19 protein-coding genes are annotated in these 22,413 nt (G+C 66.7%); 6 read left to right on the forward strand and 13 right to left on the reverse strand.

Annotated features, from left to right (window positions below):
- The 4 genes from PNO31109_RS21175 to rpsL form a co-directional block, all read right to left on the reverse strand.
- Positions 1 to 596, reverse strand: a 596-nt coding sequence (locus PNO31109_RS21175) for a GTP-binding protein (RefSeq protein WP_150557421.1), incomplete at its 3' end; no start/stop codon positions are given.
- A gap of 79 nt (positions 597 to 675) precedes the next feature.
- Entirely contained in the window at positions 676 to 2,778 is a 2,103-nt protein-coding gene (fusA, locus tag PNO31109_RS21180) for an elongation factor G (protein ID WP_150557422.1), read from the reverse strand.
- 117 nt (positions 2,779 to 2,895) lie between these two features.
- Positions 2,896 to 3,366 carry a 30S ribosomal protein S7 gene (gene rpsG, locus PNO31109_RS21185; RefSeq protein ID WP_010804141.1) on the reverse strand — a complete coding sequence of 157 codons (471 nt, stop codon included), beginning with the start codon at positions 3,364 to 3,366 and terminating at the stop codon, positions 2,896 to 2,898.
- Between the two features lie 125 nt (positions 3,367 to 3,491).
- Complete coding sequence (gene rpsL / locus PNO31109_RS21190) at positions 3,492 to 3,866, reverse strand: 30S ribosomal protein S12 (RefSeq protein ID WP_010804142.1); 375 nt, start codon at positions 3,864 to 3,866, stop codon at positions 3,492 to 3,494.
- Between the two features lie 431 nt (positions 3,867 to 4,297).
- Between rpsL and PNO31109_RS21195 the strand changes: the two genes are divergently transcribed.
- A complete protein-coding gene (locus PNO31109_RS21195; protein WP_150557423.1) occupies positions 4,298 to 5,737 on the forward strand; it encodes an aminotransferase-like domain-containing protein in 1,440 nt (479 codons plus the stop codon).
- 203 nt (positions 5,738 to 5,940) lie between these two features.
- On the forward strand, positions 5,941 to 6,663 hold the full coding sequence (locus tag PNO31109_RS21200; protein WP_150557424.1) for an HAD family hydrolase: 723 nt from the start codon (positions 5,941 to 5,943) through the stop codon (positions 6,661 to 6,663).
- On the opposite strand, the gene PNO31109_RS21205 is transcribed toward PNO31109_RS21200, so the two are convergent.
- Both PNO31109_RS21205 and PNO31109_RS21210 read right to left on the reverse strand, forming a co-directional pair.
- A complete protein-coding gene (locus PNO31109_RS21205; protein WP_241014210.1) occupies positions 6,611 to 7,402 on the reverse strand; it encodes an AraC family transcriptional regulator in 792 nt (263 codons plus the stop codon). The genes PNO31109_RS21200 and PNO31109_RS21205 overlap by 53 nt on opposite strands.
- Before the next feature lie 193 nt (positions 7,403 to 7,595).
- Positions 7,596 to 8,006, reverse strand: a complete 411-nt coding sequence (locus tag PNO31109_RS21210; RefSeq protein WP_150557425.1) for a CopD family protein — start codon at positions 8,004 to 8,006, stop codon at positions 7,596 to 7,598.
- A 149-nt stretch (positions 8,007 to 8,155) separates the two neighbouring features.
- On the opposite strand from PNO31109_RS21210, the gene PNO31109_RS21215 reads away from it, so the two are divergent.
- On the forward strand, positions 8,156 to 8,464 hold the full coding sequence (locus PNO31109_RS21215) for a DUF4148 domain-containing protein (protein ID WP_150557426.1): 309 nt from the start codon (positions 8,156 to 8,158) through the stop codon (positions 8,462 to 8,464).
- A 371-nt stretch (positions 8,465 to 8,835) separates the two neighbouring features.
- Here PNO31109_RS21215 and PNO31109_RS21220 read toward each other — a convergent pair whose 3' ends face one another.
- Positions 8,836 to 9,546 (reverse strand): dienelactone hydrolase family protein, encoded by a 711-nt coding sequence (locus PNO31109_RS21220; RefSeq protein ID WP_150557427.1) that lies wholly within the window; start codon positions 9,544 to 9,546, stop codon positions 8,836 to 8,838.
- A gap of 473 nt (positions 9,547 to 10,019) precedes the next feature.
- Here PNO31109_RS21220 and PNO31109_RS21225 point away from each other — a divergent pair, with 473 nt between their 5' ends.
- Complete coding sequence (locus tag PNO31109_RS21225; protein WP_150557428.1) at positions 10,020 to 10,511, forward strand: hypothetical protein; 492 nt, start codon at positions 10,020 to 10,022, stop codon at positions 10,509 to 10,511.
- Between the two features lie 79 nt (positions 10,512 to 10,590).
- Here the strand turns inward: PNO31109_RS21225 and PNO31109_RS21230 are convergent, their stop codons facing one another.
- A complete protein-coding gene (locus PNO31109_RS21230; RefSeq protein WP_174966493.1) occupies positions 10,591 to 14,055 on the reverse strand; it encodes an autotransporter family protein in 3,465 nt (1,154 codons plus the stop codon).
- Between the two features lie 244 nt (positions 14,056 to 14,299).
- A complete protein-coding gene (locus PNO31109_RS21235; RefSeq protein WP_150557430.1) occupies positions 14,300 to 15,232 on the reverse strand; it encodes a LysR family transcriptional regulator in 933 nt (310 codons plus the stop codon).
- A gap of 157 nt (positions 15,233 to 15,389) precedes the next feature.
- On the opposite strand from PNO31109_RS21235, the gene PNO31109_RS21240 reads away from it, so the two are divergent.
- Complete coding sequence (locus tag PNO31109_RS21240; RefSeq protein WP_150557431.1) at positions 15,390 to 16,589, forward strand: amino acid aminotransferase; 1,200 nt, start codon at positions 15,390 to 15,392, stop codon at positions 16,587 to 16,589.
- Positions 16,590 to 16,735: 146 nt separating this feature from the next.
- Positions 16,736 to 18,022 carry an MFS transporter gene (locus PNO31109_RS21245; protein ID WP_241014208.1) on the forward strand — a complete coding sequence of 429 codons (1,287 nt, stop codon included), beginning with the start codon at positions 16,736 to 16,738 and terminating at the stop codon, positions 18,020 to 18,022.
- 6 nt (positions 18,023 to 18,028) lie between these two features.
- Here PNO31109_RS21245 and PNO31109_RS21250 read toward each other — a convergent pair whose 3' ends face one another.
- From PNO31109_RS21250 to PNO31109_RS21265, 4 genes are read right to left on the reverse strand one after another with little or no spacing between them, the layout of a single operon-like run.
- Entirely contained in the window at positions 18,029 to 19,012 is a 984-nt protein-coding gene (locus tag PNO31109_RS21250) for a 2-dehydropantoate 2-reductase (RefSeq protein WP_150557433.1), read from the reverse strand.
- A gap of 13 nt (positions 19,013 to 19,025) precedes the next feature.
- Positions 19,026 to 19,985 (reverse strand): fumarylacetoacetate hydrolase family protein, encoded by a 960-nt coding sequence (locus tag PNO31109_RS21255; RefSeq protein ID WP_150557434.1) that lies wholly within the window; start codon positions 19,983 to 19,985, stop codon positions 19,026 to 19,028.
- Positions 19,986 to 19,997: 12 nt separating this feature from the next.
- Positions 19,998 to 20,861 (reverse strand): DODA-type extradiol aromatic ring-opening family dioxygenase, encoded by an 864-nt coding sequence (locus PNO31109_RS21260; RefSeq protein ID WP_150557435.1) that lies wholly within the window; start codon positions 20,859 to 20,861, stop codon positions 19,998 to 20,000.
- 44 nt (positions 20,862 to 20,905) lie between these two features.
- A complete protein-coding gene (locus PNO31109_RS21265; protein WP_150557436.1) occupies positions 20,906 to 22,381 on the reverse strand; it encodes an aldehyde dehydrogenase family protein in 1,476 nt (491 codons plus the stop codon).
- Positions 22,382 to 22,413 lie beyond the last annotated feature (32 nt).

Raw genomic sequence — 22,413 nt, forward strand, 5'->3', positions numbered from 1 at the left:
TCCAGCGCTTCGGCCAGCGCCATGATCGCGGCTTCGCCCAGCTCGCCCTTGTCGCCCTCGAGCGCCAGCTTGGCCGAGCCCTTGATGATCGGCAGGTCGTCGCCCGGGAAGTCGTACTTCGACAGCAGTTCGCGAACTTCCATCTCCACGAGCTCGAGCAGCTCGGCGTCATCCACCATGTCGCACTTGTTCAGGAACACGATGATGTACGGCACGCCAACCTGACGGGCCAGCAGAATGTGCTCGCGCGTTTGCGGCATCGGGCCGTCAGCAGCCGAGCAAACCAGGATGGCGCCGTCCATCTGCGCAGCACCCGTAATCATGTTCTTGACGTAGTCGGCGTGGCCCGGGCAGTCAACGTGCGCGTAGTGGCGGTTGGCCGTCTCGTACTCGATGTGCGCGGTGTTGATCGTGATGCCGCGTGCCTTTTCTTCCGGCGCCGCGTCGATTTCGTCGTACTTCTTCGCCTCGCCGCCGAACTTCGACGACAGAACCGTTGCGATAGCGGCGGTCAGGGTGGTCTTGCCATGGTCAACGTGACCGATGGTGCCAACGTTCACGTGCGGCTTGGTCCGCTCGAATTTTTCCTTTGCCATTTCCGAATCCTCAGATACTGAATAGACGATTTAACAGTGAGTTGGGTGTGCGCATCGCGCGATGCGAACACCCGTCAAATTACTTGCTCTTCGAGCTGATGATGGCTTCGCTCACGTTCTTCGGAGCTTCAGCGTAGTGCTTGAACTCCATCGTGTACGTGGCGCGGCCCTGGGTCAGCGAACGCAGCGACGTCGAGTAGCCGAACATTTCCGACAGCGGCACTTCGGCGCGCACGATCTTGCCGCCGCCCACCATGTCGTCCATGCCCTGCACGATGCCGCGACGGCTCGACAGGTCGCCCATCACGTTGCCCATGTAGTCTTCCGGCGTTTCCACTTCCACGGCCATCATCGGCTCGAGGATGACCGGGTTGGCGCGGCGCATGGCTTCCTTGAAAGCCATCGAACCGGCCATGCGGAACGCGTTTTCGTTCGAGTCCACATCGTGGTACGAACCGAACGTCAGGCGAACCGTGACGTCGACCACCGGGAAGCCGGCGAGCACACCGGTCGCGAGGGTGTCCTGAATACCCTTGTCGACGGCCGGAATGTATTCGCGCGGGATCACGCCACCCTTGATCTCGTCGATGAACTTGTAGCCCGCGCCCTGCTCGCTCGGCTCAAGCGTAATGACAGCGTGACCGTACTGGCCGCGACCGCCCGACTGCTTGACGAACTTGCCTTCGACGTCCGCTGCCGACTTGCGAATGGTTTCGCGGTAAGCAACTTGCGGTGCGCCGATGTTGGCTTCCACGCCGAATTCGCGCTTCATGCGATCGACCAGAATTTCGAGGTGGAGCTCGCCCATGCCCGAAATGATGGTCTGGCCCGACTCTTCATCGGTGCGCACGCGGAACGACGGATCTTCCTGCGCCAGGCGGTTCAGGGCGAGGCCCATCTTCTCCTGGTCGGCCTTGGTCTTCGGCTCGACGGCCTGCGAGATCACCGGCTCCGGGAACACCATGCGCTCGAGCACGATCGGCGCCGACGGATCGCACAGCGTATCGCCCGTCGTGGCGTCCTTCAGGCCCACGGCGGCAGCGATGTCACCGGCGCGCACTTCGTCGATTTCTTCACGCTGGTTGGCGTGCATCTGCACGATACGGCCCAGGCGTTCCTTCTTGCCCTTGACCGAGTTCAGCAGCGTGTCGCCCTTGTTCACGACGCCCGAGTAGACGCGGAAGAAGATCAGCTGACCGACGAACGGGTCCGTCATGATCTTGAACGCCAGCGACGAGAACTTCTCGTCGTCCGAGGCCTTGCGCTCGGCCGGCTGTTCCTTCTCGTCCGTACCCTTGACCGGCGGAATGTCGACCGGCGACGGCAGGAAGTCGATCACGGCGTCCAGCATGCGCTGCACACCCTTGTTCTTGAACGCGGTACCGCACAGCATCGGCTGGATTTCGCAGGCGATGGTACGCGTGCGCAGACCCTGGATGATTTCAGCCTCGGTGAGGTCGCCCTCCTCGAGGTACTTGTTCATCATCTCTTCGCTCGACTCGGCAGCGGCTTCGACCATGCTCTCGCGCCACTTCTGGGCGTCGGCCTGCAGCTCGGCCGGAATGTCGACGTAGTCGAACTTCATGCCTTGCGTTGCCTCGTCCCAGATGATCGCCTTCATCTTGATGAGGTCGACCACGCCCTTGAAGTTTTCCTCGGCGCCGATCGGCACCACCACCGGCACCGGGTTAGCCTTCAGGCGCGTCTTGAGCTGGTCGTAGACCTTGAAGAAGTTCGCGCCGGTGCGGTCCATCTTGTTGACGAACGCCAGACGCGGCACGCCGTACTTGTTGGCCTGACGCCACACGGTTTCGGACTGCGGCTGCACGCCGCCCACGGCACAGTAGACCATGCACGCGCCATCGAGAACACGCATCGAACGCTCGACTTCAATCGTGAAGTCGACGTGACCCGGGGTGTCGATGATGTTGATGCGGTGCTTTTGATAGTTGTTGGCCATGCCGGACCAGAAGCAGGTCGTGGCGGCCGACGTGATCGTGATGCCGCGCTCCTGCTCCTGCTCCATCCAGTCCATCGTCGCGGCGCCATCATGCACTTCACCGATCTTGTGGTTCACACCGGTGTAGAACAGAATGCGCTCGGTCGTCGTGGTCTTGCCGGCGTCGATGTGAGCGCTGATACCGATGTTGCGGTAGCGCTCGATAGGGGTTGTACGAGCCACTTTAAGCCTCTTTCAATGTAGCCGCCATTTTTGAGGGGGCTACTAACACAAACGGGCGAGGCGCAATTTTTCATGCGCACCCGCCCCGGTTTCTGCTTTAGGTACTGCCTGCCTGCGTCAGAAGCGGAAGTGCGAGAATGCCTTGTTGGCTTCGGCCATGCGGTGAACTTCGTCACGCTTCTTCATGGCGCCGCCACGGCCTTCCGAGGCTTCGATCAGCTCGCCTGCGAGACGCAGGGCCATCGACTTCTCGCTACGCTTTTTCGCGGCCTCACGCAACCAACGCATCGCCAATGCCATACGACGCGACGGACGCACTTCGACCGGAACTTGATAGTTTGCACCGCCAACACGGCGGCTTTTGACTTCAACGACCGGCTTCACGTTGCCGAGAGCGGTGTTGAAGACTTCCAGCGGATCCTTGCCCGCCTTGGTTTGGATCTGCTCGAAAGCACCATAAACGATGCGCTCGGCCACCGACTTCTTGCCGGCAAGCATGAGCACGTTCATGAATTTAGCGACATCAACGTTGCCGAACTTCGGATCGGGCAACACTTCGCGCTTGGGGACTTCGCGACGACGCGGCATGATTTCTTCCTTAATAAATTCAGTTGGAGCCAGGCTCCAGGCCACCTACTAGCCGCTTCTCGGCCGAGTGACCACTTACTCAGTGACGATGAACACCATCACCGAACGTATATCCGCTCAGCCGCTCAGGCCTTCGGACGCTTCGCGCCGTACTTCGAACGGGCCTGCTTACGGTCCTTGACGCCTTGCGTGTCGAGGCTGCCGCGCACCATGTGGTAACGCACACCCGGCAAGTCCTTCACACGACCGCCGCGGATCAGCACGACCGAGTGTTCCTGCAGGTTGTGGCCTTCACCACCGATGTACGAAATGACTTCGAAACCGTTCGTCAGGCGCACCTTGGCGACCTTACGCAGAGCGGAGTTCGGCTTCTTCGGCGTCGTGGTGTACACACGGGTGCACACGCCGCGACGCTGCGGGCAGTCCTGCAGGGCCGGGCTCTTGCTCTTGATTTGAGCAGAGGTGCGCGGCTTGCGGACCAATTGGTTAATCGTTGGCATTGTGATTTCCTAAATGTGTCAAAAGCGTGGCAGTCAAGGCGGACCGCCATGCGACTTTACTGCGTACTCTCCAGCCAAACCCGCGGTTTGTCCGCATCTAAACGCTTGATGCAAAAGCCTTTTGCATTGGGCACGGGCATACCGCCGGAAAAACCGGAGCCTGCGACTATACATGGCGTCAATGCAAGTGTCAACGCTTTCGCGCGCGATTTCGCCCCGTAAGTCGTTGATTGCCGCTGGGTCCATGCGAGTGCGGTTCCGCCGCTCCGTCGCGTCACCCCGTCGATCACGCTCAGCCCTGCGGCGCGAGGAGCGGCGCGACGGGCGCCGGTGCCACGCATTTTCGCGGTTGCCACCCTCATGTATGCAAATTACACTCAGCAAATCACGCCTTCGTCGGCAAAATATCCATACATACCGCCACATTTCCCATGGACGCCTTCCACGACACCCTGCGTGCCACCTTCTGGAAGCCCGCACTCGCCACCGGCAAAGGTCCGCGGTATCTGCGGCTGGCAAGCTTCATCGAGCAGTCCGTGGCGGACGGCCGGCTGCGTCCCGGCGACCGCCTGCCCGCGCAGCGCGAGCTCGCTTCGTGGCTCGGCATCGACTTCACGACGGTCACGCGGGCCTACAACCGGGCGCGCGAGCGTCATGCGATCGAAGGCCGGGGCCCGCTCGGCACGTTCGTCAGTACGCCGCGCGTGGCGCTCGACCAGGTCCTCGATCTGGGGATGAACATTCCGCCCGCGCCCGCTGACATTTTCCTGGGCGAGCTGCTGCGGCAGGGCGTCGACGAAGTGCTCCGGCATACCGACGCCTCGCGGCTCATGGCGTATCAGTTGGGCGACGGCGGAATGGCCGACCGGCAGGCCGGCGCGTTGTGGCTCGCGCCGATGCTCGGTTCGATCGAGCCTTCCGAGATACTCGTATGCCCCGGCGCGCAGGCCACGCTGGCGGCTCTGTTGCTCGCGGACACGGCGCGCGACGACACGGTGCTGTGCGAGCCGATCGTCTACCCGGGACTGCGCAGTGCGGCGCGCACGCTCGGGCGCCATCTCGAGGCCGTGGCGACCGACGGCGAGGGCATGCTGCCCGACGCCCTCGCCGCCCGCGCGCGCGAACACGGCGCACGGCTCGTCTATCTGAATCCGACGCTGCAGAACCCGACGACGCGCACCATGCCGGAGCAGCGCCGCCGCGAGCTGCTCGAGCTTGCCGAAACCCTCGACCTCACGTTCATCGAGGACGATCCCTACTGGCGCCTCGCGCGCAACGCGCCCCCGCCGCTTGCGCGTCTCGCGCCGCACCGTGTGCATTACGTCGCCACACTGTCCAAGTGCCTCACGCCGGGCCTGCGCACGGCCTACGTCCGCCTGGCCGACGCCAGCCGGCGCGACGCCTTTCTCACGGCGCTGCGCGCATTCGCGCTGATGGCGCCGCCGCTCATGACGGGGCTCGCCACGCAGTGGATTCACAACGGCATGGCCGAGCGCATTCTGGCCGGTGTAAGCGCCGCGGCGGCGCAGCGTCAGGCGATCGCGGCCGGCATTCTGGGCGGCGGGCGAATCGCGAAGGAGGCAAAGCAAACAAGGGAAACGAAGGGAACGAACGAAGCGATCGCGCAGGGCATTCATCTGTGGCAGCCGCTGCCGGCGCCATGGACGGCGCGCGAGCTGACGATGGCCGCACGCGCCGAGGGCCTCGCGGTGACCCCGGCCGACGCCTTCTGCCTGGCGCCCGACGCCCCCAACGCCATCCGCATCTCGCTGGGCGGCGTGAAGGAGCCCGAGCGGCTCGCGAGCGGCCTGCGGCGGCTCGCGTCGCTGCTGCGCGAAGCGCCGCCGAGCCTGCGCGGCGCGGTGGTGTAGCGAACGCCGGTCAGACTCGCAAGCCGGCAGGGTCACCCTCTTGATGCACGTCAAGCTATCAAATAACGTAGTCCTGCATGTCGCAAACGGCGTATCGGGTGTCATCCGCCGCGTTTTTTTTGACGCGCCGAGTTCGTACACTCCGAAACACCCGAGACTTTGGCGCGACCCCCTCCAGTGACCGCAGGAACCCCTCTTCAGCCATGCAGGCGAGCTTCGAAAAAGACAGCATTCTGGTTCTCGACGTCGACGGCACGCTGACCGATTCCGTGCGCATCCACCAGCGCGCGCTGCTCGGCGCCATGCAGTCGCTGGAGTTCGGCGATCTGAGCACCGACTGGGGCAGCTATCCGCATCACACCGACACCGGCATTCTGATCCAGGCGCACGTCGAACACGGCCGGGCGCTGCCCCAACCGCACGATCTGGCGCGCTTCGAGCACGAGATCGACGAGCGCTTCACCGCGCTGCTCAACGCCCACGGGCTGGCCGAGATTCCGGGCGCGCGCGCCTTCGTCGAGGCGGCGCACCGTTCGCGCTGGGGCGTGGTGTTCGCCACGGGCGGCATCCGGCAGGTAAGTCATCGCAAGCTGCGCTGCGTGGCCATCGACTACACCGACGCCATGCTGGTCACGGCGTCCGAATACAGTTCGCGCGAACAGCTCGTCGCCGAGGCGATCAAGCGCGCGCAGCTCGGCTATGGCATCACCAAACCGCGTGCGATCGTCTCCATCGGCGACGGGGTGTGGGACCTGAAGGTGGCTCGCCAGCTCGGCATCGACTTCGTGGGCATTGGCTCGAGGCGCCAGCGCTCGCCGCTCTATGACGAGGGCGTGACCGTCTACGACGACATGTGGGACGCCATGCACTGGCTCAATCCGGGCCGCGGCCGCGCAACAGGTATTCGCTTGGCGTCACGCCCATGAAGCGGCGAAACATGGTGGAAAACGCGCTCGGCGTGTCGTAACCGACTTCAAGCGCGACCTGCGTGATGGGGCGCCCGGCGCCGAGCAGCGGCAGCGCGCCGAGCAATCGCATCTGCTGGCGCCACTCGCGAAACGGCAAGCCGAATTCCGTCATGAAGCGACGCTCGAGCGTGCGGCTCGACGCGCCGACCTGCTCCGCCCAGTCCTGCAGGCTGCGGCCATCGGCGGGCGTACTCAGATAGGCGTCGAAGATCTTGCGCAGACGCGCGTCGCGCGGCACCTGCAGATGAAACGGCGACTCGCTCTTCCACTCCATCTCTTCGAGCAGCAAGGCCATGATGAGCCCGTCCTTGCCGTCGGCGGACCAGTTCACCGGCAGCGTCATGGCGCGCAGAATCAGTTCGCGCAGCAGCGCAGACACGCGAATGACGACAGGCGTGTCGGGTGCGGGCATGCCGCAGCGCGCCACGTCGACGTAGACCGTGCGCATTTCCACTTTTCCCCGCATGCGCACTTCATGCGTGATCTCCCCCGGAATCCACAACGCGCGTTGCGGCGGGATTACCCAGTACGACGCATCGGTCCGCACTTCGAGGATGCCGGTGCACGCGTACATCAACTGCGCGCGCCGGTGGCTGTGCGGCCGGATGACGTAGCCATCCGGATAATCCTTCGCCAACGCGCCGATGGGACGGTCATGTCCCTGGAAGTCCAGGGGTACCGCACGTGTAATCGGCATCGGCACCAGGCCTCGTTCTTGGCGACGCTCCGAGCGTAACATCGGGCACGCGCCCGCTCCAAGCCGCGGCGCGCGCAGGCCCCGCGCCCGTCCCCCTTTCATCGCCCCTCCTTTCTCCTCTTTCTCCTCCTCCCCCATCCGGCGCCTCACCGGCCCCGCTGCTCGCCGACGCGCCCGGGCAACCGGCACACGCTCAGAACGGCTTGACGATCACGAGCGCCACGGCCACGGCCATCGACAGCAGCGTGATTGGCAGGGCCCGCACGAAAAGCGCCTTCGGCTGCGACGCCGGCTGAACAACGCTGTCCCGCTCCATGCGCCGCAACGTGGCCGAGAGCCGCCCGTGCAGCGCGGAGACGACCACCACGAAGACCAGCTTCGCCATGAGCCAGGGCGCGCTCCACCAATGGGCCATCACGGCCAGCACCGGGCCGGTGATCCACACCACGATGAGCGCCGGCGACGCGAGCCGATAGTCCGCACGCCGGGCGATGCGCCGCCACTCCGGCTGCGCGAGGCGTCCGCCCAGCGCCATCGTCACCATGCCGGCAATGAAGATGACGACCGAGATCAGATGTACGGCCTTGATCCACAGATAAAGCATCGGAACCTCCGCAGACGTCACTCAATTATTCTCGATTACACAATAATTGCTTGTCAAAACTCGCCTTTATCACCAATACGCGCATCAATAGACTGTGACTGTCGACGATGCATTGAGCATCGCCCCCTTCAAATGACAGGAGAAATACCATGAAGCGCCCCCTTATTGCCTCTGCCCTCGTTTGCGCCATGCTGGCCGTGTCGGCCGGTTCGGCTTTCGCCAGCGACGCGTTCGACGGCCCGTCCGAATTTTCGTGGGTGCCGCAAACCAGCGCCCTGAGCCGCGCCCAGGTGCGTGACGAACTGATCCAGGCCCAGCGCGCCGGTCTCGTGGTGCAGCACGACACCGTCTACCCGAAGGCTGCGCCGAGCGCCCAGCCCGCATCGGCCGCCGCCCCCGTCACGATGGGCTCGGTCGGCGCCGCACAACGCGCCGGCACGACCTACTTCGGCTCGTAATGTCACCGCCGCGCCGTGCGCCTCGTTGCGAGGCGGCGGCGCGACGCGTTCTGCGCATAACGACGTGCCGGCGCGTGTAGACGCCGGCGCTTTCGCGAGATTCTGCGGCCCTCGCTCGCTTGTGGCCCAAGGCTCCTGTCGCTGTGCGTAGCGGTTCAACGCACAGGACCTTGCCCGTCGCTTCGGCGACGGGCTTTTTTAGCCGACGCCCCCGGCGGGCGCGGGCCGAGCATGCTGACAATAAAAACGACGAAGCCCGCCGAAGCGGGCTTTCGTCGTTTACGGCAAGCGGCAGCGGCAGCGCGCCTTGCGGTCAGCCGTTTGCCGCCGGTGCGGCGCGATGACGGCGAACGGCCGCGGCGCTCGCCGGGTCAGCGAGACAGCCACTTCGAGAGGAACTCGAGCGTGCGGCCATGCGCGAGCGCCGCCGCGGGCTGATGGTAGGCGCCGCGCGCCCAGCAATTGAAGCCGTGATCCGCGCCCGGATAGACGTACAGCTCGGTGTTCGGGCGCGTCTTCACCGCTTCGCCGACCGCGCTCACGATGTCCGGCGTGATGTGGGTGTCGAGCGCGCCATAGTGGAATTGCACGGGCACTTTCAGATTCGCCGCTTCGTCCAGGTGGTTGTGAATGCCACCGCCGTAGTACGGCACCGCGGCGTCGACGAGACCGCGCGCCGCGCTCAGATACGACAGCAGGCCGCCGAAGCAATAGCCGACGGCGGCAACCTTCGCGCCGTCGGCGAGCTGAGCGCGCAGCGTCCGGGTCGTCGCTTCGATATCCTTCACGGCCTTCTCGACGTCAACCGACTTGCGCAGTTCCATCGCGCGAGCGAGATCGTCGCCCGAGTAGCCGAGTTCGACGCGCGGTGCGGCACGCCAGAAGACGTCCGGTGCGAGAACGACGTAGCCGTCCAGTGCATATTGGTCGGCCACGCCACGAATGTGCTCGTTCACGCCGAAGATTTCCTGCACGAGTACGACGCCGGGAGAACTGGCCGTCTTGCCCGCAGGCGGCAACGCCAGATAGGCATCGAAGGCGCCGTCCACGGTTTCGACACGGATCCATTGACTGTTCGACACGGAAATTGCTCCATCAAGAGAAGGGGAAATGCCTGCGCGTGCCCATGGGGGCCGGGAAGGCCGCCGCAAGCGGCATGCGCAGTCGGACCGGATCAGTATAGGCACTTTCGCGCGAGCTTTCAGCACGGCGCCGCGTACCCGGAACGCCCGCCGGTCAAGGCTGCGCCGGCTTCGGCGGCGTCACCGGGCGGCTCACCGCCGCACAGAGGCGGCGTCATCGCGACACATGCGGCGCGCGCTCGCCAGGTCGTTTCAATGACCGAACCCGGGCCGTCCCACGCGAGCGCGGGACTCACGCGGCGAGCGCCGCTTCGAAAATCTTCGCCACGGCCCCGAAGCCTGCGACCCGCCCGCCGGCGAATCCCCGCCCCGCCTTACACGCGGTTACCGCGTGCGGGTGCCCGCATCGCAAGACGGTAGGCTTGCGTCCATGCGTTCGACCTTCCGGGAAACGCGTTTATTACGGAGTCCATATGAATACGATCACGAAGCGCCAGACACTGATGTCGCTCGCGCTCATGCTGTCATTGACCGCGGCATGCCTGCCCCCGGCGACGGCGGCCGACGGCCCGCCGTCTGCCGCGCGCGCCCAGAGCGACATGCCGCCCCCACCGGCCCCGCTGCCTTCACCGCCCTGGACCGCGCCACACGTGGGCGCCGCGCATGGCTTCGGCGCGCCGGCGGGCGTGGTGGGCGTGGGGAGCCCCGCGTTCGGCGCCTTGCGCGTCATCGACGAAATCGCGCATCTGTATCGCGTCGGCGGCCATCCGGAGAACGTCTTGCCCTTCTACCGCGAAACGCTGACGCAGGCGCGCGACCCGCTCGTGCGCCGCCATCTGCGCGACGCCATCGCCCGCGAGGAACTGAAGCCGGCCGACACGGCGGCGGCCATTGCCACCCTGCGCGCCCAGTTGAACGAGGATCTCGCGACGCTCGCGACGCGCACCGAAACCAGAAACCGCTAGGCGGCCATGCCGTGGCGGTGCCATACAACCGTCTCAGCCGGGCGTGGCGGCATAGCGCCCTGCGCTGCCGGCGCGAGGTTCAGAAAACGTACTTCGCGCCGAAGTTCACGAGCACGCCGCGCACCCCTCCGGTGCCGAAGCTCTTTTGGTAAGACACCCGGCCGTGCATCGAGAAGTTGCGCGACGGCGTGCCGTTCACGCCCAGCGAGAACAGCATCGCGTCGCCGTACCGTCCCGTCTGGAACATCGCGTCTCCGACCTGCACGCCGGTGCCGCCCGCGAACGCGTGAACGATGTCGAATCCCGCGTATGGCGTTACGCGGCCGGTGCTGACCTCGACGGGCCGCGTCAGCCGCACGCCGAGGCGTCCGGTAAGCTGGTTTTGCGAGCCGATGTTGACTGCCAGACCGTCGCCGTCGGTCATGTTGCGAAACGCGAGATGTTGGCCGACGAACTGCAATTGCGGTTCGAGGTTCAGGCCGTAGGAGAGCGCCAGCGGGTAGCCCGCCTCGGCGGAGGCCGCATAGCTGGTGCCCCGCAAGGGCGCGACCTCGCCTCGCGCGTCGGTCGTGGTACGCCCGTTGAACCAGCCAACGGACACGATGCCGTCCACGTACCAGCCCTGCTGACTCTGGTAAGTTCCGAAACCGTACAAACGGTAGATGCTCGCGCGCGTGGCGCTCGGTCCATCGATGGCCACGGGCTCATAGTGCAGCCAGCCCATCGACCCGGCAGCGCCGAAGCGCCACGTGCCGTCATCGTCGACTTGCCTGAACAGATTTCCGCCGACCTGAATCGCGCCGTAGTCGCCGCTGATGTCGTAGCCGAACGCCTGAAAGCTCTGATTCGACCGGTATTTGAAGTTGCCCCCGTAAGCGCGCATGAACATCTCGCCCGGTCCACGATCGCGCCCGAGTTCGCGATCGTCGCGCACCTCGCCCAGGCGCCGGTGCAGCGAGTCCAGGTCCATCAATCCTGCGTGCAGGAACGCCACCGGTGCGCTCAGATACGACGCTACCTGCGGTGCGACCTCGCGACGAGCGTCCGGCGGCACCGGATCGTCCACTTCGCCGCCGGGATCGCCCGGCGCTTCCGGATCGACCTCCCCGCCCGGCGTCACATACGCGCTTTGCAAGCGATAGTCCCAATGGCCCGCCCCCGTGCTCACGAGGTTCTGCGAGGCTTCGGCCGTGCCGTGCACCGAGCCCGGACCATAGGCGTATAGCCGGTACTCGTATGGCGAATCGGGCGCCACGACATATCCGCCCGCCAGGCTGAACGCGCCGACTGTCGACGCGCCGGCCACCTGCACCACGGATATCCCCTCGTCGTTGGTGATCACGCCGCTGGGCGAGGTGAGCCGTCCCGGGCTGCCTGCGCTCGGCCGGATTTGCAGCAACGTGGTCCCGCTCGCCGCCCCGCGGATCAGCAAGCGGTCGCTGTATTGATTCGAGAGCGCGCCCCCTTCATTCAGGTAGGTGTTGAGCGTAACCGTACCGCCGGTGCCCACGTAACCGTTGTCGATCGCCACGCTGCGATACGACCCCTGGCTGGTCGGCGCCGAGTCAAGCAGTGCCGTCACCGGAAAATCGATCAGACTGTCGGTATTGGTAAGCTCCGTCACGTTGGAGCTCGCCATTACGTGCCACACGCTGTTGCGAGTCAGATTGACGACCGACGTGCTGGTGGCATCCGTATATATCCGCCCGGTCAGCGTAGCGTTGCTGGCATCGAGGTTGAGCGTCGCGCCGAGCCCGGAGCGCGTTGTCGCGTTGATGGCACCGCCCCCGCCGCTCAGTGTGCTGTTGACGACGCTGACGTTGGCAACGCCCCCGAAAGCCCATAGCGCCACGCCACTATCGGAGGTGACGGTCGTGTCCTGCAGGCTCAGGTTGTAACCGCCGGCGCGCGGGGGCGCCGCCACGCCCGCGCGCGCCCCGACGCCCCCCGCAGCCGGCGCGGCGACATCGCTGCCGAGCTCGGTCGGCGCCGCCGGCGTGGGCGTGACGATGGCCAGCGGCGGCGGTGGCTCGGTGGACGCCATCAAGGGCGTTGTGGCAGGCAACGTCGGCAATGCCGGCGTAGGAGCCGACGCCTGCAAGCCGGTGATCGTCTGCGGTGCGTCGAACACAATGGCCGCCGTGCCCGCCCCGGTCGCACGCAGCGTCGCACCGGTCGCATTGAACTGGCCGCCGTTCTGGATACGCACGGCGTAGGCGTTGGTCCCGCTCGTCGTGACCGAAGTGCCTGCGCCAGTCGCGCTGCTGCGCAGCAGGTTCACCATTCCCGCGTTTGCGTAGACGCCGTAAGTACTTGCCTGATCGGTCGTGATGCTGCCGCCGGCAAAGTTCGTGGTGCTTCCCGTCCAGCCGTAGATGCCATATCCCTGCGTGCCGTGCGTGGCGATCGCGAAGTCCGACAGGTTCACCGTGGCCGCCCCGCTGCCCGCGAGCAGGCCATGCGCCGACTGTCCTTGCGTAGTGATCGAGCCGGTGGCAAGCGTGGCCGTCGTGCTGCCGGAAATCCATATACCGTAGGAGGACGCGCCGCGCGTGCTCACGTCGACCTGCGAGCCCCTAACGTTCGACGTGCCGCTCGCGGTCAATCCATAGGTGGCGCTCTGCGTGGTCGACACGCTGAGCCGATTCAGATTGGCGCTCGCCGTACCGATGCGCACCGCGTGGCTGCCCGCGCCGCTCGTGCTGACCGTGACCGTGCCGGGCGTTGCGGGATCGGTATTCGTGTTGAGCGTGCCGCCGGCCTCGACGTTGAGGCCGAGGTTACCGTCCACGGCAGTCGTGATCGTCGAATTGCCGTTGATGGTGGCCACGGAGCCGTTGTAGACCCGCACGCCCCCGGCGCTCGCGCCGGCGCCCGTGCCGAGCGCGCCCTTTGTGGTGATCGACGAGTCCGTGAGGGTGATGCTGCTGCCGCCCCAGGAACGCACGCCCCAGCTATCCTGCCCATTCACCGTGATGGCGGTGTCGCGCAGATCGATGGTCGATCGCGCGCCATACGGCCGCATGCCGTCGGCGGCAAGGCCGTTGGTCTCGATGCTCACGTTCGCGCCGGTGAGCAGCGACGGGCCGCCCGTCGCTTCGGGCATATACACGCCATGCACCGACGGACCGTTGCCGACGAGTCGCACACCGGCCGAACTCGCCACGATGTTGACGGTGCCATACGCGATGTACAACGCGTCATTCGGTGCACCTGCCCGATAGTCCGAGGTGATGACGATCGGCCCAGGCACGCCGAGATTCGGGTTCATCGTCACTGTCGCGCCCCTGAACACCGACACGCCGGCGCCGCCCAGCTGCGCCGGGTACGTGCCCGTCGGATGAATCGTCACCGAACCTTCGATCGTGCCGCTCGCAACGACGCTCCCGTCGTAATACTGCTCGTAATCGAGGTTGCTGCCGGAGGGGATCGTCGCGGCCGGATAAATCTGCGCGCGCACGGCGCCGGCATGCAAAAAGGCGAGGGAGATGGCAATCGTCAGCGGCCGGCGATGCGGCAAAGAAGCTTGTTTGGCGCGGGTCACGTTACCTCCATGGGGGAAGGAGACAAGGGGACACATCGAAAGCAGTGCGAAACACCAATGCCGTGTAATGCTCCGCAAGGTCAGGTAAACACTAGACCAATCGTGGCATAAACGACAGCGCCACGAGCGGAGATTTCACCGGGATTTCCTCCCGAAAAGACAGCCGGTTATTTTAATAATCGATTCGGCTTGCTTAACGTAATTTGAATTATCGGAATCCGTCCGGGCGAGCTCGTGCAAACCCTCACGCGCGCGACGCCGTCATCATCCGCGCATTCCATTGCGGCAGCCATTCGAGCAGGAATTGTGCGAACCCTTCGGCCGCCGGCGAAGCCGCGCGTGCCAGCGGTCGGTACACGCAGACCTGCCGGATCGTCTCGGGCGACACGACGCGCCGCATCACCAGTCCGAACGGATGGGCGAGCGCCGCCACGTAACCCGGCGTGAGCGTGGCGGCCAGGCCCTGCGCCGCCACGCCAAGCGCGGTCGTCACGTTGTCGACCACGTCGATGGGCGTGATGCGTGCGTCCGGCGGCGCCGACAGGCGCATCTGCGCGACGCTGCGCTCGTGGTCCCGACCCGCGGCGACGAGCGGCGTGTCGCGCAGCTCCTCCCAGCGCACCTTGCGGCGGCGCGCCAGCGCATGCTCCGGCGCACACCACAGCACCCACGGGCTGTCGAACGCCGGCTCGCCCGCGACGTGGGCGCCGGTCGCGCGATTCGGTCCGATGGCGAGATCGAGGTCGCCGCTGCCCACGTGATCGACGAGCGCGTCGACGGGCGTGTCGACCACGCGCACCACCACCTTCGGCCGCAATGCCGCATACGCGCGAATCGCGGCCGGCAGCGCCATGCTCGCCAGCACCAGCGGTGCGCCCACGCGCACGATCCCGGCCGCCCGGTTGCGCAGGTCGTCGGCCGTCTTCTCCGCCGCCTGCACGTGCCGCAGCACCGACTCGGCCGACGCGAGGAAGTCGCGCCCCGCGCTCGACAGCGCCACGCGGCGCGTAGTGCGATCGAAGATGCGAAAACCGATCACCGACTCGAGCTCGGCCACGAGCTGGCTCACGGCCGATGACGTGAGGCCGAGGCGCTTGCCCGCGTCGGCGAAGCTGTGCAACTCGGCGATGGCGACCAGGGCTTCGAACTGGCGCAGTGTGACGCGGGTCAGGGGCATGGCGGGCCGATTATCAAGTTTCGCTTATGAATGGACCAGAATCGATTGATTGTTCCGCAAAGGGCCGTCGCACACAATCGGTTTCCAAAATTCCCCGAGTTTCCCGACTTCCCTGACTTCCCTGACTTCCGTGATTCGAGACCAAGCGAGACCGCCCATGTTCTCCCATATCGACGCCTATCCCGGCGACCCCATTCTCGGCCTGAACGAAGCGTTCGGCCGCGACCCGCGCGCGCACAAGGTCAACCTGTCGATTGGCCTCTATGTCGACGACGACGGCCGTCTGCCGGTCATGCGCGCCGTGCGCGAGGCCGAAGCGGCCGCTCTCTCGGACATTGCCCCGCGTCCCTATCTGCCGATGGCCGGCACGCCGGCCTACCGCGACGCCGTGCAGGCGCTCGTCTTCGGCGAGGACCGCGCCGCGCGTCGCGAGGCACGCATCGCCACCCTGCAGACGCTCGGCGGCGGCGGGGCGCTGCGCGTCGGCGCCGACTTCCTGAAGCGCTACTTCCCCGACAGCACCGTGTGGATCAGCGACCCGAGCTGGGACAACCATCGCGTGGTATTCGAGAGTGCGGGCTTTCCGGTGCAGGCGTATCCGTACTACGACGACACCACCGGCGGGCTGCGTTTCGACGCCATGCTCGAGACGCTGGCTGCCCTGCCGCGGCACAGCATCGTGCTGCTCCACGCGTGCTGCCACAACCCCACGGGCGTGGATCTCACGCAGGCGCAATGGCAAACGCTCGCGCCGGTACTGCGCGAGCGCGGCGTGATCGCGTTCGTGGACATGGCCTATCAGGGCTTCGGGGACGGACTGGAGGCGGACGCCTTCGCCGTGCGCACGCTGGCCGACGCCGGCGTGCCGACCGTGGTCGCCAACTCGTTCTCGAAGAACTTCTCGCTGTACGGCGAGCGATGCGGCGCGCTGTCGGTCGTGTGCGCCTCGGCCGACGAGGCCTCGCGCGTGTTCGGGCAACTCACCGGCACGGTGCGGGCGAACTACAGCAATCCGCCGACGCACGGGGCGCGGCTCGTCGCCCGGGTGCTCGGCACGCCGGCCCTGCGTCGCGCCTGGGAGGAGGAGCTCGGCGGCATGCGAGAGCGCATCGCCACGATGCGCGCCGAGATTCACGCGCGCCTTGCCCCACACCTGAGCGATGACGCGGCGGCGCGCTATATCGGGCAGCGCGGCATGTTCACGTACACGGGTTTGTCTGCCGCGCAGGCGGACGCGTTGCGCGAGACGCACGGCGTCTACGTGCTGCGCTCGGGACGCATGTGCGTCGCGGGTCTGAACACGCGCAACGTCGACACCGTGGCGCGTGCCATCGCGCAGGTACTGACGAAAAGCTGAACGGCTGCGCCGGCGCAGCCGGCACGGCCGGCACGTCGGTCGCGCGTGTCGCGCGTGTCGCGCCGGACCGGCATCCGAATCAACGGAGCGCATGCCCTGCGCGACTGCATGCAGGGCGCACGAAAACGACAGGAGACAACATGAGCATGAGCACAGCCACTGCCGCCGGCGCCCGCGTCGGCCGCGACGATACCTCTCACACCTGGCGCGCGGTGATATCCGCGTCCATCGGCAACGCGCTCGAATGGTTCGATCTCGTCGTGTACGGCTTTTTCGCCGTCACGATCGCGAAGCTGTTCTTCCCCGCGCACGACGACACCACCTCGCTGCTGCTCACGCTCGGCACTTTCGGCGTATCGTTCTTCATGCGGCCGCTGGGTGCCATCGTGATCGGCGTCTATGCGGACCGCCGGGGCCGCCGCGAAGCGCTCACGCTCACGATCGTGCTGATGATGGCGGGTACGGCAATCATCGCCTTCCTGCCGACCTACGCCTCGATCGGCGTGCTCGCGCCGATGGGCATCGTGCTCGCGCGGATGATCCAGGGCTTCTCGGCCGGCGGCGAGTTCGGCAGCGCGACGGCGTTTCTGGCCGAGCATGCGCCGCGCCGGCGCGGCTTCTTCGCGAGCTTCCAGGTCGCGAGCCAGGGCCTGACGACACTGCTCGCCGCGGGCTTCGGCGCGGTGCTCACCGGTGCGCTCTCGCCCGAACAGATGCAGAGCTGGGGCTGGCGCGTGCCGTTCCTGTTCGGCTTGCTGATCGGTCCGGTGGCGTATTACATCCGCCGCCACGTGAGCGAGACGCCCGAGTTCCTGGAGGCCGAACCGACGCAGACACCGTTGCGCGACACGCTTGGTCAGCAGAAAGTCCGTTTGCTGCTGGCCGTGGGGGTAGTGGTCGTGGCGACCGTCTCGACGTACCTCGTGCTCTACATGCCGACGTATGCGATCAAGCAGCTTGGCCTGCCGGCGTCGGTGGCGTTCGCGGCGACGGTGGCGACCGGCATCGTGCAGATGCTCCTGTCGCCGCTCGTCGGCGCGTGGTCGGACCGCGTGGGACGTGTCAAGCCGATGATGATCGCAGCCGCCGCGCTGCTGGTGCTGATCTGGCCGATGTTCTGGCTGCTCTCGACGTACCCCGGCTTCGGCGTGATGCTGGCGCTGCAGACCCTGCTCGGCGTGCTCATGACGATGTACTTCGCGCCGTTGCCGGCGCTGGCGTCCGAGATCTTCCCGGTGAAGACGCGCACGACGGGCTTGTCGCTGTCGTACAACCTGTCGGTGACGTGCTTCGGCGGCTTTGCGCCGTTCATCCTGACGTGGCTGATCAATGCGACGGGCAGCAAACTCGCGCCGAGCTTCTACATGATGGCCGCCGCCGCAGTCGGCCTGCTCGCCCTGAGCCGCGTGTACCGGCATACCGGAGTGCGGTGATCGCCGTCAATACAGCCCATGCACCCGCCCGAACAAGCGGGCGAGGCCCAGCAGGGCGTCGATGTTCGGCGTGGGCACCTGCACGCGCTGGCCGATTTCTCGGACCACGCTCACCAGCGCATCCAGTTCGATGGGACGGTGCGCTTCCACGTCCTGCAACATCGACGTCTTGAACGCCCCCAGTTTCGCCGTCACCGCATGGCGATCCTCCGGCGACTGGTCGATCGCGCAACCGATCCGCGCGCCGATGGCCGCGGCCTCGCGCATCGCCGCCGAGCAGAATTCACGCACCAGCGGATCGTCGAGCAGCCGGTCGATCGTCGCTCCCGTGATCGCCGAGACCGGGTTCATCGTCAAATTGCCCCACAGCTTGTACCAGATGTCCAGACGCACGTTCTCCGACGCCTTCGCCTCGAAGCCCGCGCGCTCGAGCAGCGCCGCGAGACGCTGCACGCGCTCGCTCATGCCGCCGGCCGGCTCGCCCACGATGAGCCCCCGCCCCATCCGGTGATCGACGAGGCCCGGCTCCGGCGTGGTCGCGCTCGCATGCACCACGCACCCGAGCACGTTCGCCTGCGCAATGGCGGCGCCGATGGCGCCGTCCGGATCCACGCTGGCCAGCGGCGCGTCGCCGAACGGCGCCACGCCCTTGCAGAACCACCACGGCACGCCGTTCATCGCCGGCAGCACGATCGTCTGCGGACCGAGCAGCGGCGTCACCGACGCGGCCACCTGCGAGAGCGCCGGACCCTTCACGGCGATCACGACGAGGTCCTGCACGCCCAGCTTGCCCGCCTCCTCCACCGGATGAGCAGCCGCCACAGGCGCCGCGATCAGCGCTTCGCCCTGCCTCACGCGCCAGCCGCGCTCTCGCAGTGCCGCCAGCGTCGCGCCGCGCGCCAGCGCGCTCACCTGCGCCTCGCCCGTCGCCGCGAGCCTCGTGCCGATCAGTCCGCCGATGGCGCCCGCACCAATGATCGTCACCTTCATTCGCTCACTCCTGTCATTCCCGTCGCTCCTGTCGTCGTGCCGCGAGCCGATAGTTTTCCTTGAACCGCTCCGGCACCCGCTCGTCGAAACCGAGCGCCACGCGGCGCACTTCGGGGCTGTCGCCCGGCGCGTGCCCCACTCCCAGCGCCGCCGCACGCGGCGCGTCGATGCGCGCGACCATGCCGGAGAGCCGCCCCAGCCCGGTGATCTCGCACTCCACGAGATCGCCTGCGTCGACCGAGCGCGAGTGGCACGGTGTGCCCATGAGGATCACGTCGCCGGGCACCAGGGTGATGTGCCGCGCAATATCCGCAATCACGTAGTGCGGGCCCCAGATCGTCTCGTCGCCGATGTGCGCCTCCTGCACGATGCGCCCGTTGCGAAAGGTGCGCAACGTCTGCTCAAACAGGTTCACCCCGCGCACGACGCCCGGGCCGATCGGCAACAGCGTATCCGCGCCCTTCACGCGCAGCATCGACCCCTGGTCGGTGTCGCGAAAGTCCTGCAGCCCCATGTCCAGCGCCGGGCAGAAGCCTTCGATGTAGTCCCACGCCTCGTCGGGCAGCACGTTGCGGCACGTGCGCCCGATCACCACCGCGTACTCGCCCTCGTAATTCAGGTAACGGCAATCCTCGGGCTTGAGAATCTGTCCGCCGTGGCCGTTGAGCGACGTGGGCGGCTTGGTGAAGTAAGTCGGCGTGTCCGTCGGCTTCGGCTTGTTGCGCGTCTCCATGCTACGCGAGCGATAGGAGATATGCACGGCGATAATCTTCGACGGGGCGACCGGCGGCAGGTGCGCGACCGTCTGCGGATCGACCGTGCGGCCGTCGTCCAGGCGCAGCCATCCACGCTCAGGCCCCGTTTCGACGATCGTGCCCCAGAACGCGCTGCCGCCGAGCAGCACGCGACGACGCTCGACGCGCGGGCCGCGCATGACGGCGGGCAATTCGCGCAGCGGAAATTCGAAATCCATGGGCTCGCCTCGTCAGACAGTGTCAAACCAGATATGCACGTTGCCGGTGCCCCGCGCGTTCTCGTAATCGGAGAGCACCGTGCCCGGGCTACGGCAGTGCGCGCCGCCGAGCGCGCCGACCATCTGCAGGTAATGCGCGCCATGCGCCTCCCACGGCCGCTTGCGGTAGTCCTCGTCCCAGTCGGCGAGAATGCGGTCGTGGCGCCCGTCGCGAAACGCGGCGATCGCGCGCTTGTCGCTCTCGACGTTCTCCGGACGCGACACGTTGCTCTCGTGGAAGATGCGTGGATGGTTCGGCGTCCAGTCGATGCCGTTGAACCTGTGGCTGAGCGCTCCCGAGGCAAGCATCACCACGCGCAGCCCGCTGCGCCGGATCGCTTCGCCGATCACCTCGCCCGACTGCAGAAAGTGCTGCGTCTCGCAGTTCTGACACGAGCTTACGGTGACGATCGGCCACCCGTCGAGGCGCATCTGCTTGATGACGTTGATCGTTGGGTAATGGCGCGGCAGGTCGGGGTGCTGCACCGCGCGCGCGCGAACGCCGCGCTCGCGCGCCACGGCGTCGACCAGGAACGCCAGTTCCGGGTGCCCGCGATAGTCGTAGGGCACGCCGTGCAGATACCACGGCATCTCGTCCGAGACGTACATCCCCGCGTAGTGGCGGCCGGCGTCGATCAGATGGTAGCCCGTGGTGAACCAGTGCGAATCGAAGATCACGATCGCATCGGGGCGCGCGGCCGCGATGCGTTCGCGCACGCGCGCATAGCCGGGAATCAAGTCCGAGTCCGCGCCGGCGCCCTGCAGCACGCGGAACTCCTCGCACTGCATCAGGCCGGGATGATGCGACACCAACGCCGCACCGACGATCTGTCCCATGTTGCTCTCCTCTCACTTCGTGTCTTGTTCGTGCAAAGCGCGGCTCAGCGGTGACTGAAGCTCGCCCTGAACGGCTGTTTCGGTACGACGACATCCTTGACGTCGCAGAAGAACTCGAAGCTCCAGTCGCCGCCCTCGCGGCCGACGCCCGAGCGCTTGATGCCCCCGAACGGCGCCGCCAGATCGCGAATGCCGAAGCTGTTGACCCAGATGAAACCCGTGCGCACGCGCTGCGCAAGCTCGATGGCGTGCGTCTGCTCGCCGTAGCAAACGCCACCCAATCCGTAGTCGGTGCCGTTGGCCATCTCCACGGCCTCGTCGTCGCTCGCGAACGTCTGCAGCGTAAGCACCGGGCCGAAGACCTCCTGCTGCACGATCTCGTCGTGCTGGCGCAGCCCGGTGAGCAGCGTCGGGGCAAAGTACTGCTCGCCGAACGGATGACGCGCGCCGCCCCACAGCACGCGCGCGCCGCGCGCCACGGCGCGCTCGACGAAGCCCTGCACGCGTTCGAGCTGACGCGGGTGGATGATCGGCCCCACCTCCGTGGCAGCTTCGCGCGGGTCGCCCACGACCAGGCGCTCGACCACCGCGCGCAGCTTGCCGGTGAACACGGCCGCGATATCGCGATGCACGAGCAGGCGCGTGCCGGCCAGGCACACCTGCCCGGCGTTGCGATACATCAGCGCAGCGGTCGCGGCAGCGGCGTCGAGATCCGCGTCGGCGAGCACGATGAACGCCGACTTGCCGCCAAGCTCCAGACTGCATGGCACGAGATTGGCCGCCGCCGTCCGCGCGATCCACTTCGCGGTGCCGACCGAGCCGGTAAACGAGATGCGGGCGAGGCGCGCGTCGCTCACGAGCGCCGCGCCGGTCTGCGCGCCCGCGCCTTGCAGCAGGTTGAAGACGCCCGGCGGCAAGCCCGCTTCGTGCGCGCAATCGGCGAGCAGGGACGACGTGAGCGGCGCCCACTCCGGCGCCTTGAGCACGACCGTGTTGCCCGAGGCGAGCGCCGGGCCGATCTTCCACGTGGCGAGCATCAGCGGCGAGTTCCACGGCGTGATCACCGCCACCACGCCCGCGGGATCGTGCCGCACGACGTGCCGCGCCTGCGGCGTCTCGATCACGCGGTCCTGCAGCGTGAGCGCACGTTCGGCAAACCATGCGATGTTTTGCACCGCGCGCGGCACCACGCCATGCGCCATGCGCGAGCGCAGCACGCCCGCGTCGTGACTCTCGAGCGTGGCGAACGCCTCGGCGTGGCGGCCGATGGCATCGGCGAAGCGCTGCAGGTACGGCTGGCGCGCCGCCGGGCCCAGCGCCGCCCACGTGGAAAACGCGCCCACGGCCGCGCCCACGGCGGCGTCGACGTGCGCCGCGCTGCCGCTCGCGATATCGCCCAGGCGCGTCTGGTCGATCGGGCAGACGCATTCGAACGTGGCGTCCGACGCCACGCGTTCGCCGTTGATGTAATGATCGGGCGAGACCGATACGCCGGCGACTTCAAGATTGGGGGAGCTCATGCCTTGTCTCGGGAGCAGGGAAAAGGATTGGG

Origin of the sequence: Pandoraea nosoerga (assembly GCF_902459585.1) — a bacterium.
Taxonomy (GTDB): Bacteria; Pseudomonadota; Gammaproteobacteria; order Burkholderiales; family Burkholderiaceae; genus Pandoraea; species Pandoraea nosoerga.

Coding starts and splice junctions, on each gene's coding strand:
- PNO31109_RS21225 (WP_150557428.1), top strand. CDS start 10,020: ATGAATACGATCACGAAGCGCCAGACACTGATGTCGCTCGCGCTCATG.
- PNO31109_RS21235 (WP_150557430.1), bottom strand. CDS start 15,232: ATGCCCCTGACCCGCGTCACACTGCGCCAGTTCGAAGCCCTGGTCGCC.
- PNO31109_RS21250 (WP_150557433.1), bottom strand. CDS start 19,012: ATGAAGGTGACGATCATTGGTGCGGGCGCCATCGGCGGACTGATCGGC.
- PNO31109_RS21215 (WP_150557426.1), top strand. CDS start 8,156: ATGAAGCGCCCCCTTATTGCCTCTGCCCTCGTTTGCGCCATGCTGGCC.
- PNO31109_RS21205 (WP_241014210.1), bottom strand. CDS start 7,402: ATGCCGATTACACGTGCGGTACCCCTGGACTTCCAGGGACATGACCGT.
- rpsG (WP_010804141.1), bottom strand. CDS start 3,366: ATGCCGCGTCGTCGCGAAGTCCCCAAGCGCGAAGTGTTGCCCGATCCG.
- PNO31109_RS21245 (WP_241014208.1), top strand. CDS start 16,736: ATGAGCACAGCCACTGCCGCCGGCGCCCGCGTCGGCCGCGACGATACC.
- PNO31109_RS21260 (WP_150557435.1), bottom strand. CDS start 20,861: ATGGGACAGATCGTCGGTGCGGCGTTGGTGTCGCATCATCCCGGCCTG.
- PNO31109_RS21200 (WP_150557424.1), top strand. CDS start 5,941: ATGCAGGCGAGCTTCGAAAAAGACAGCATTCTGGTTCTCGACGTCGAC.
- rpsL (WP_010804142.1), bottom strand. CDS start 3,866: ATGCCAACGATTAACCAATTGGTCCGCAAGCCGCGCACCTCTGCTCAA.
- PNO31109_RS21255 (WP_150557434.1), bottom strand. CDS start 19,985: ATGGATTTCGAATTTCCGCTGCGCGAATTGCCCGCCGTCATGCGCGGC.
- PNO31109_RS21210 (WP_150557425.1), bottom strand. CDS start 8,006: ATGCTTTATCTGTGGATCAAGGCCGTACATCTGATCTCGGTCGTCATC.
- PNO31109_RS21240 (WP_150557431.1), top strand. CDS start 15,390: ATGTTCTCCCATATCGACGCCTATCCCGGCGACCCCATTCTCGGCCTG.
- PNO31109_RS21265 (WP_150557436.1), bottom strand. CDS start 22,381: ATGAGCTCCCCCAATCTTGAAGTCGCCGGCGTATCGGTCTCGCCCGAT.
- PNO31109_RS21195 (WP_150557423.1), top strand. CDS start 4,298: ATGGACGCCTTCCACGACACCCTGCGTGCCACCTTCTGGAAGCCCGCA.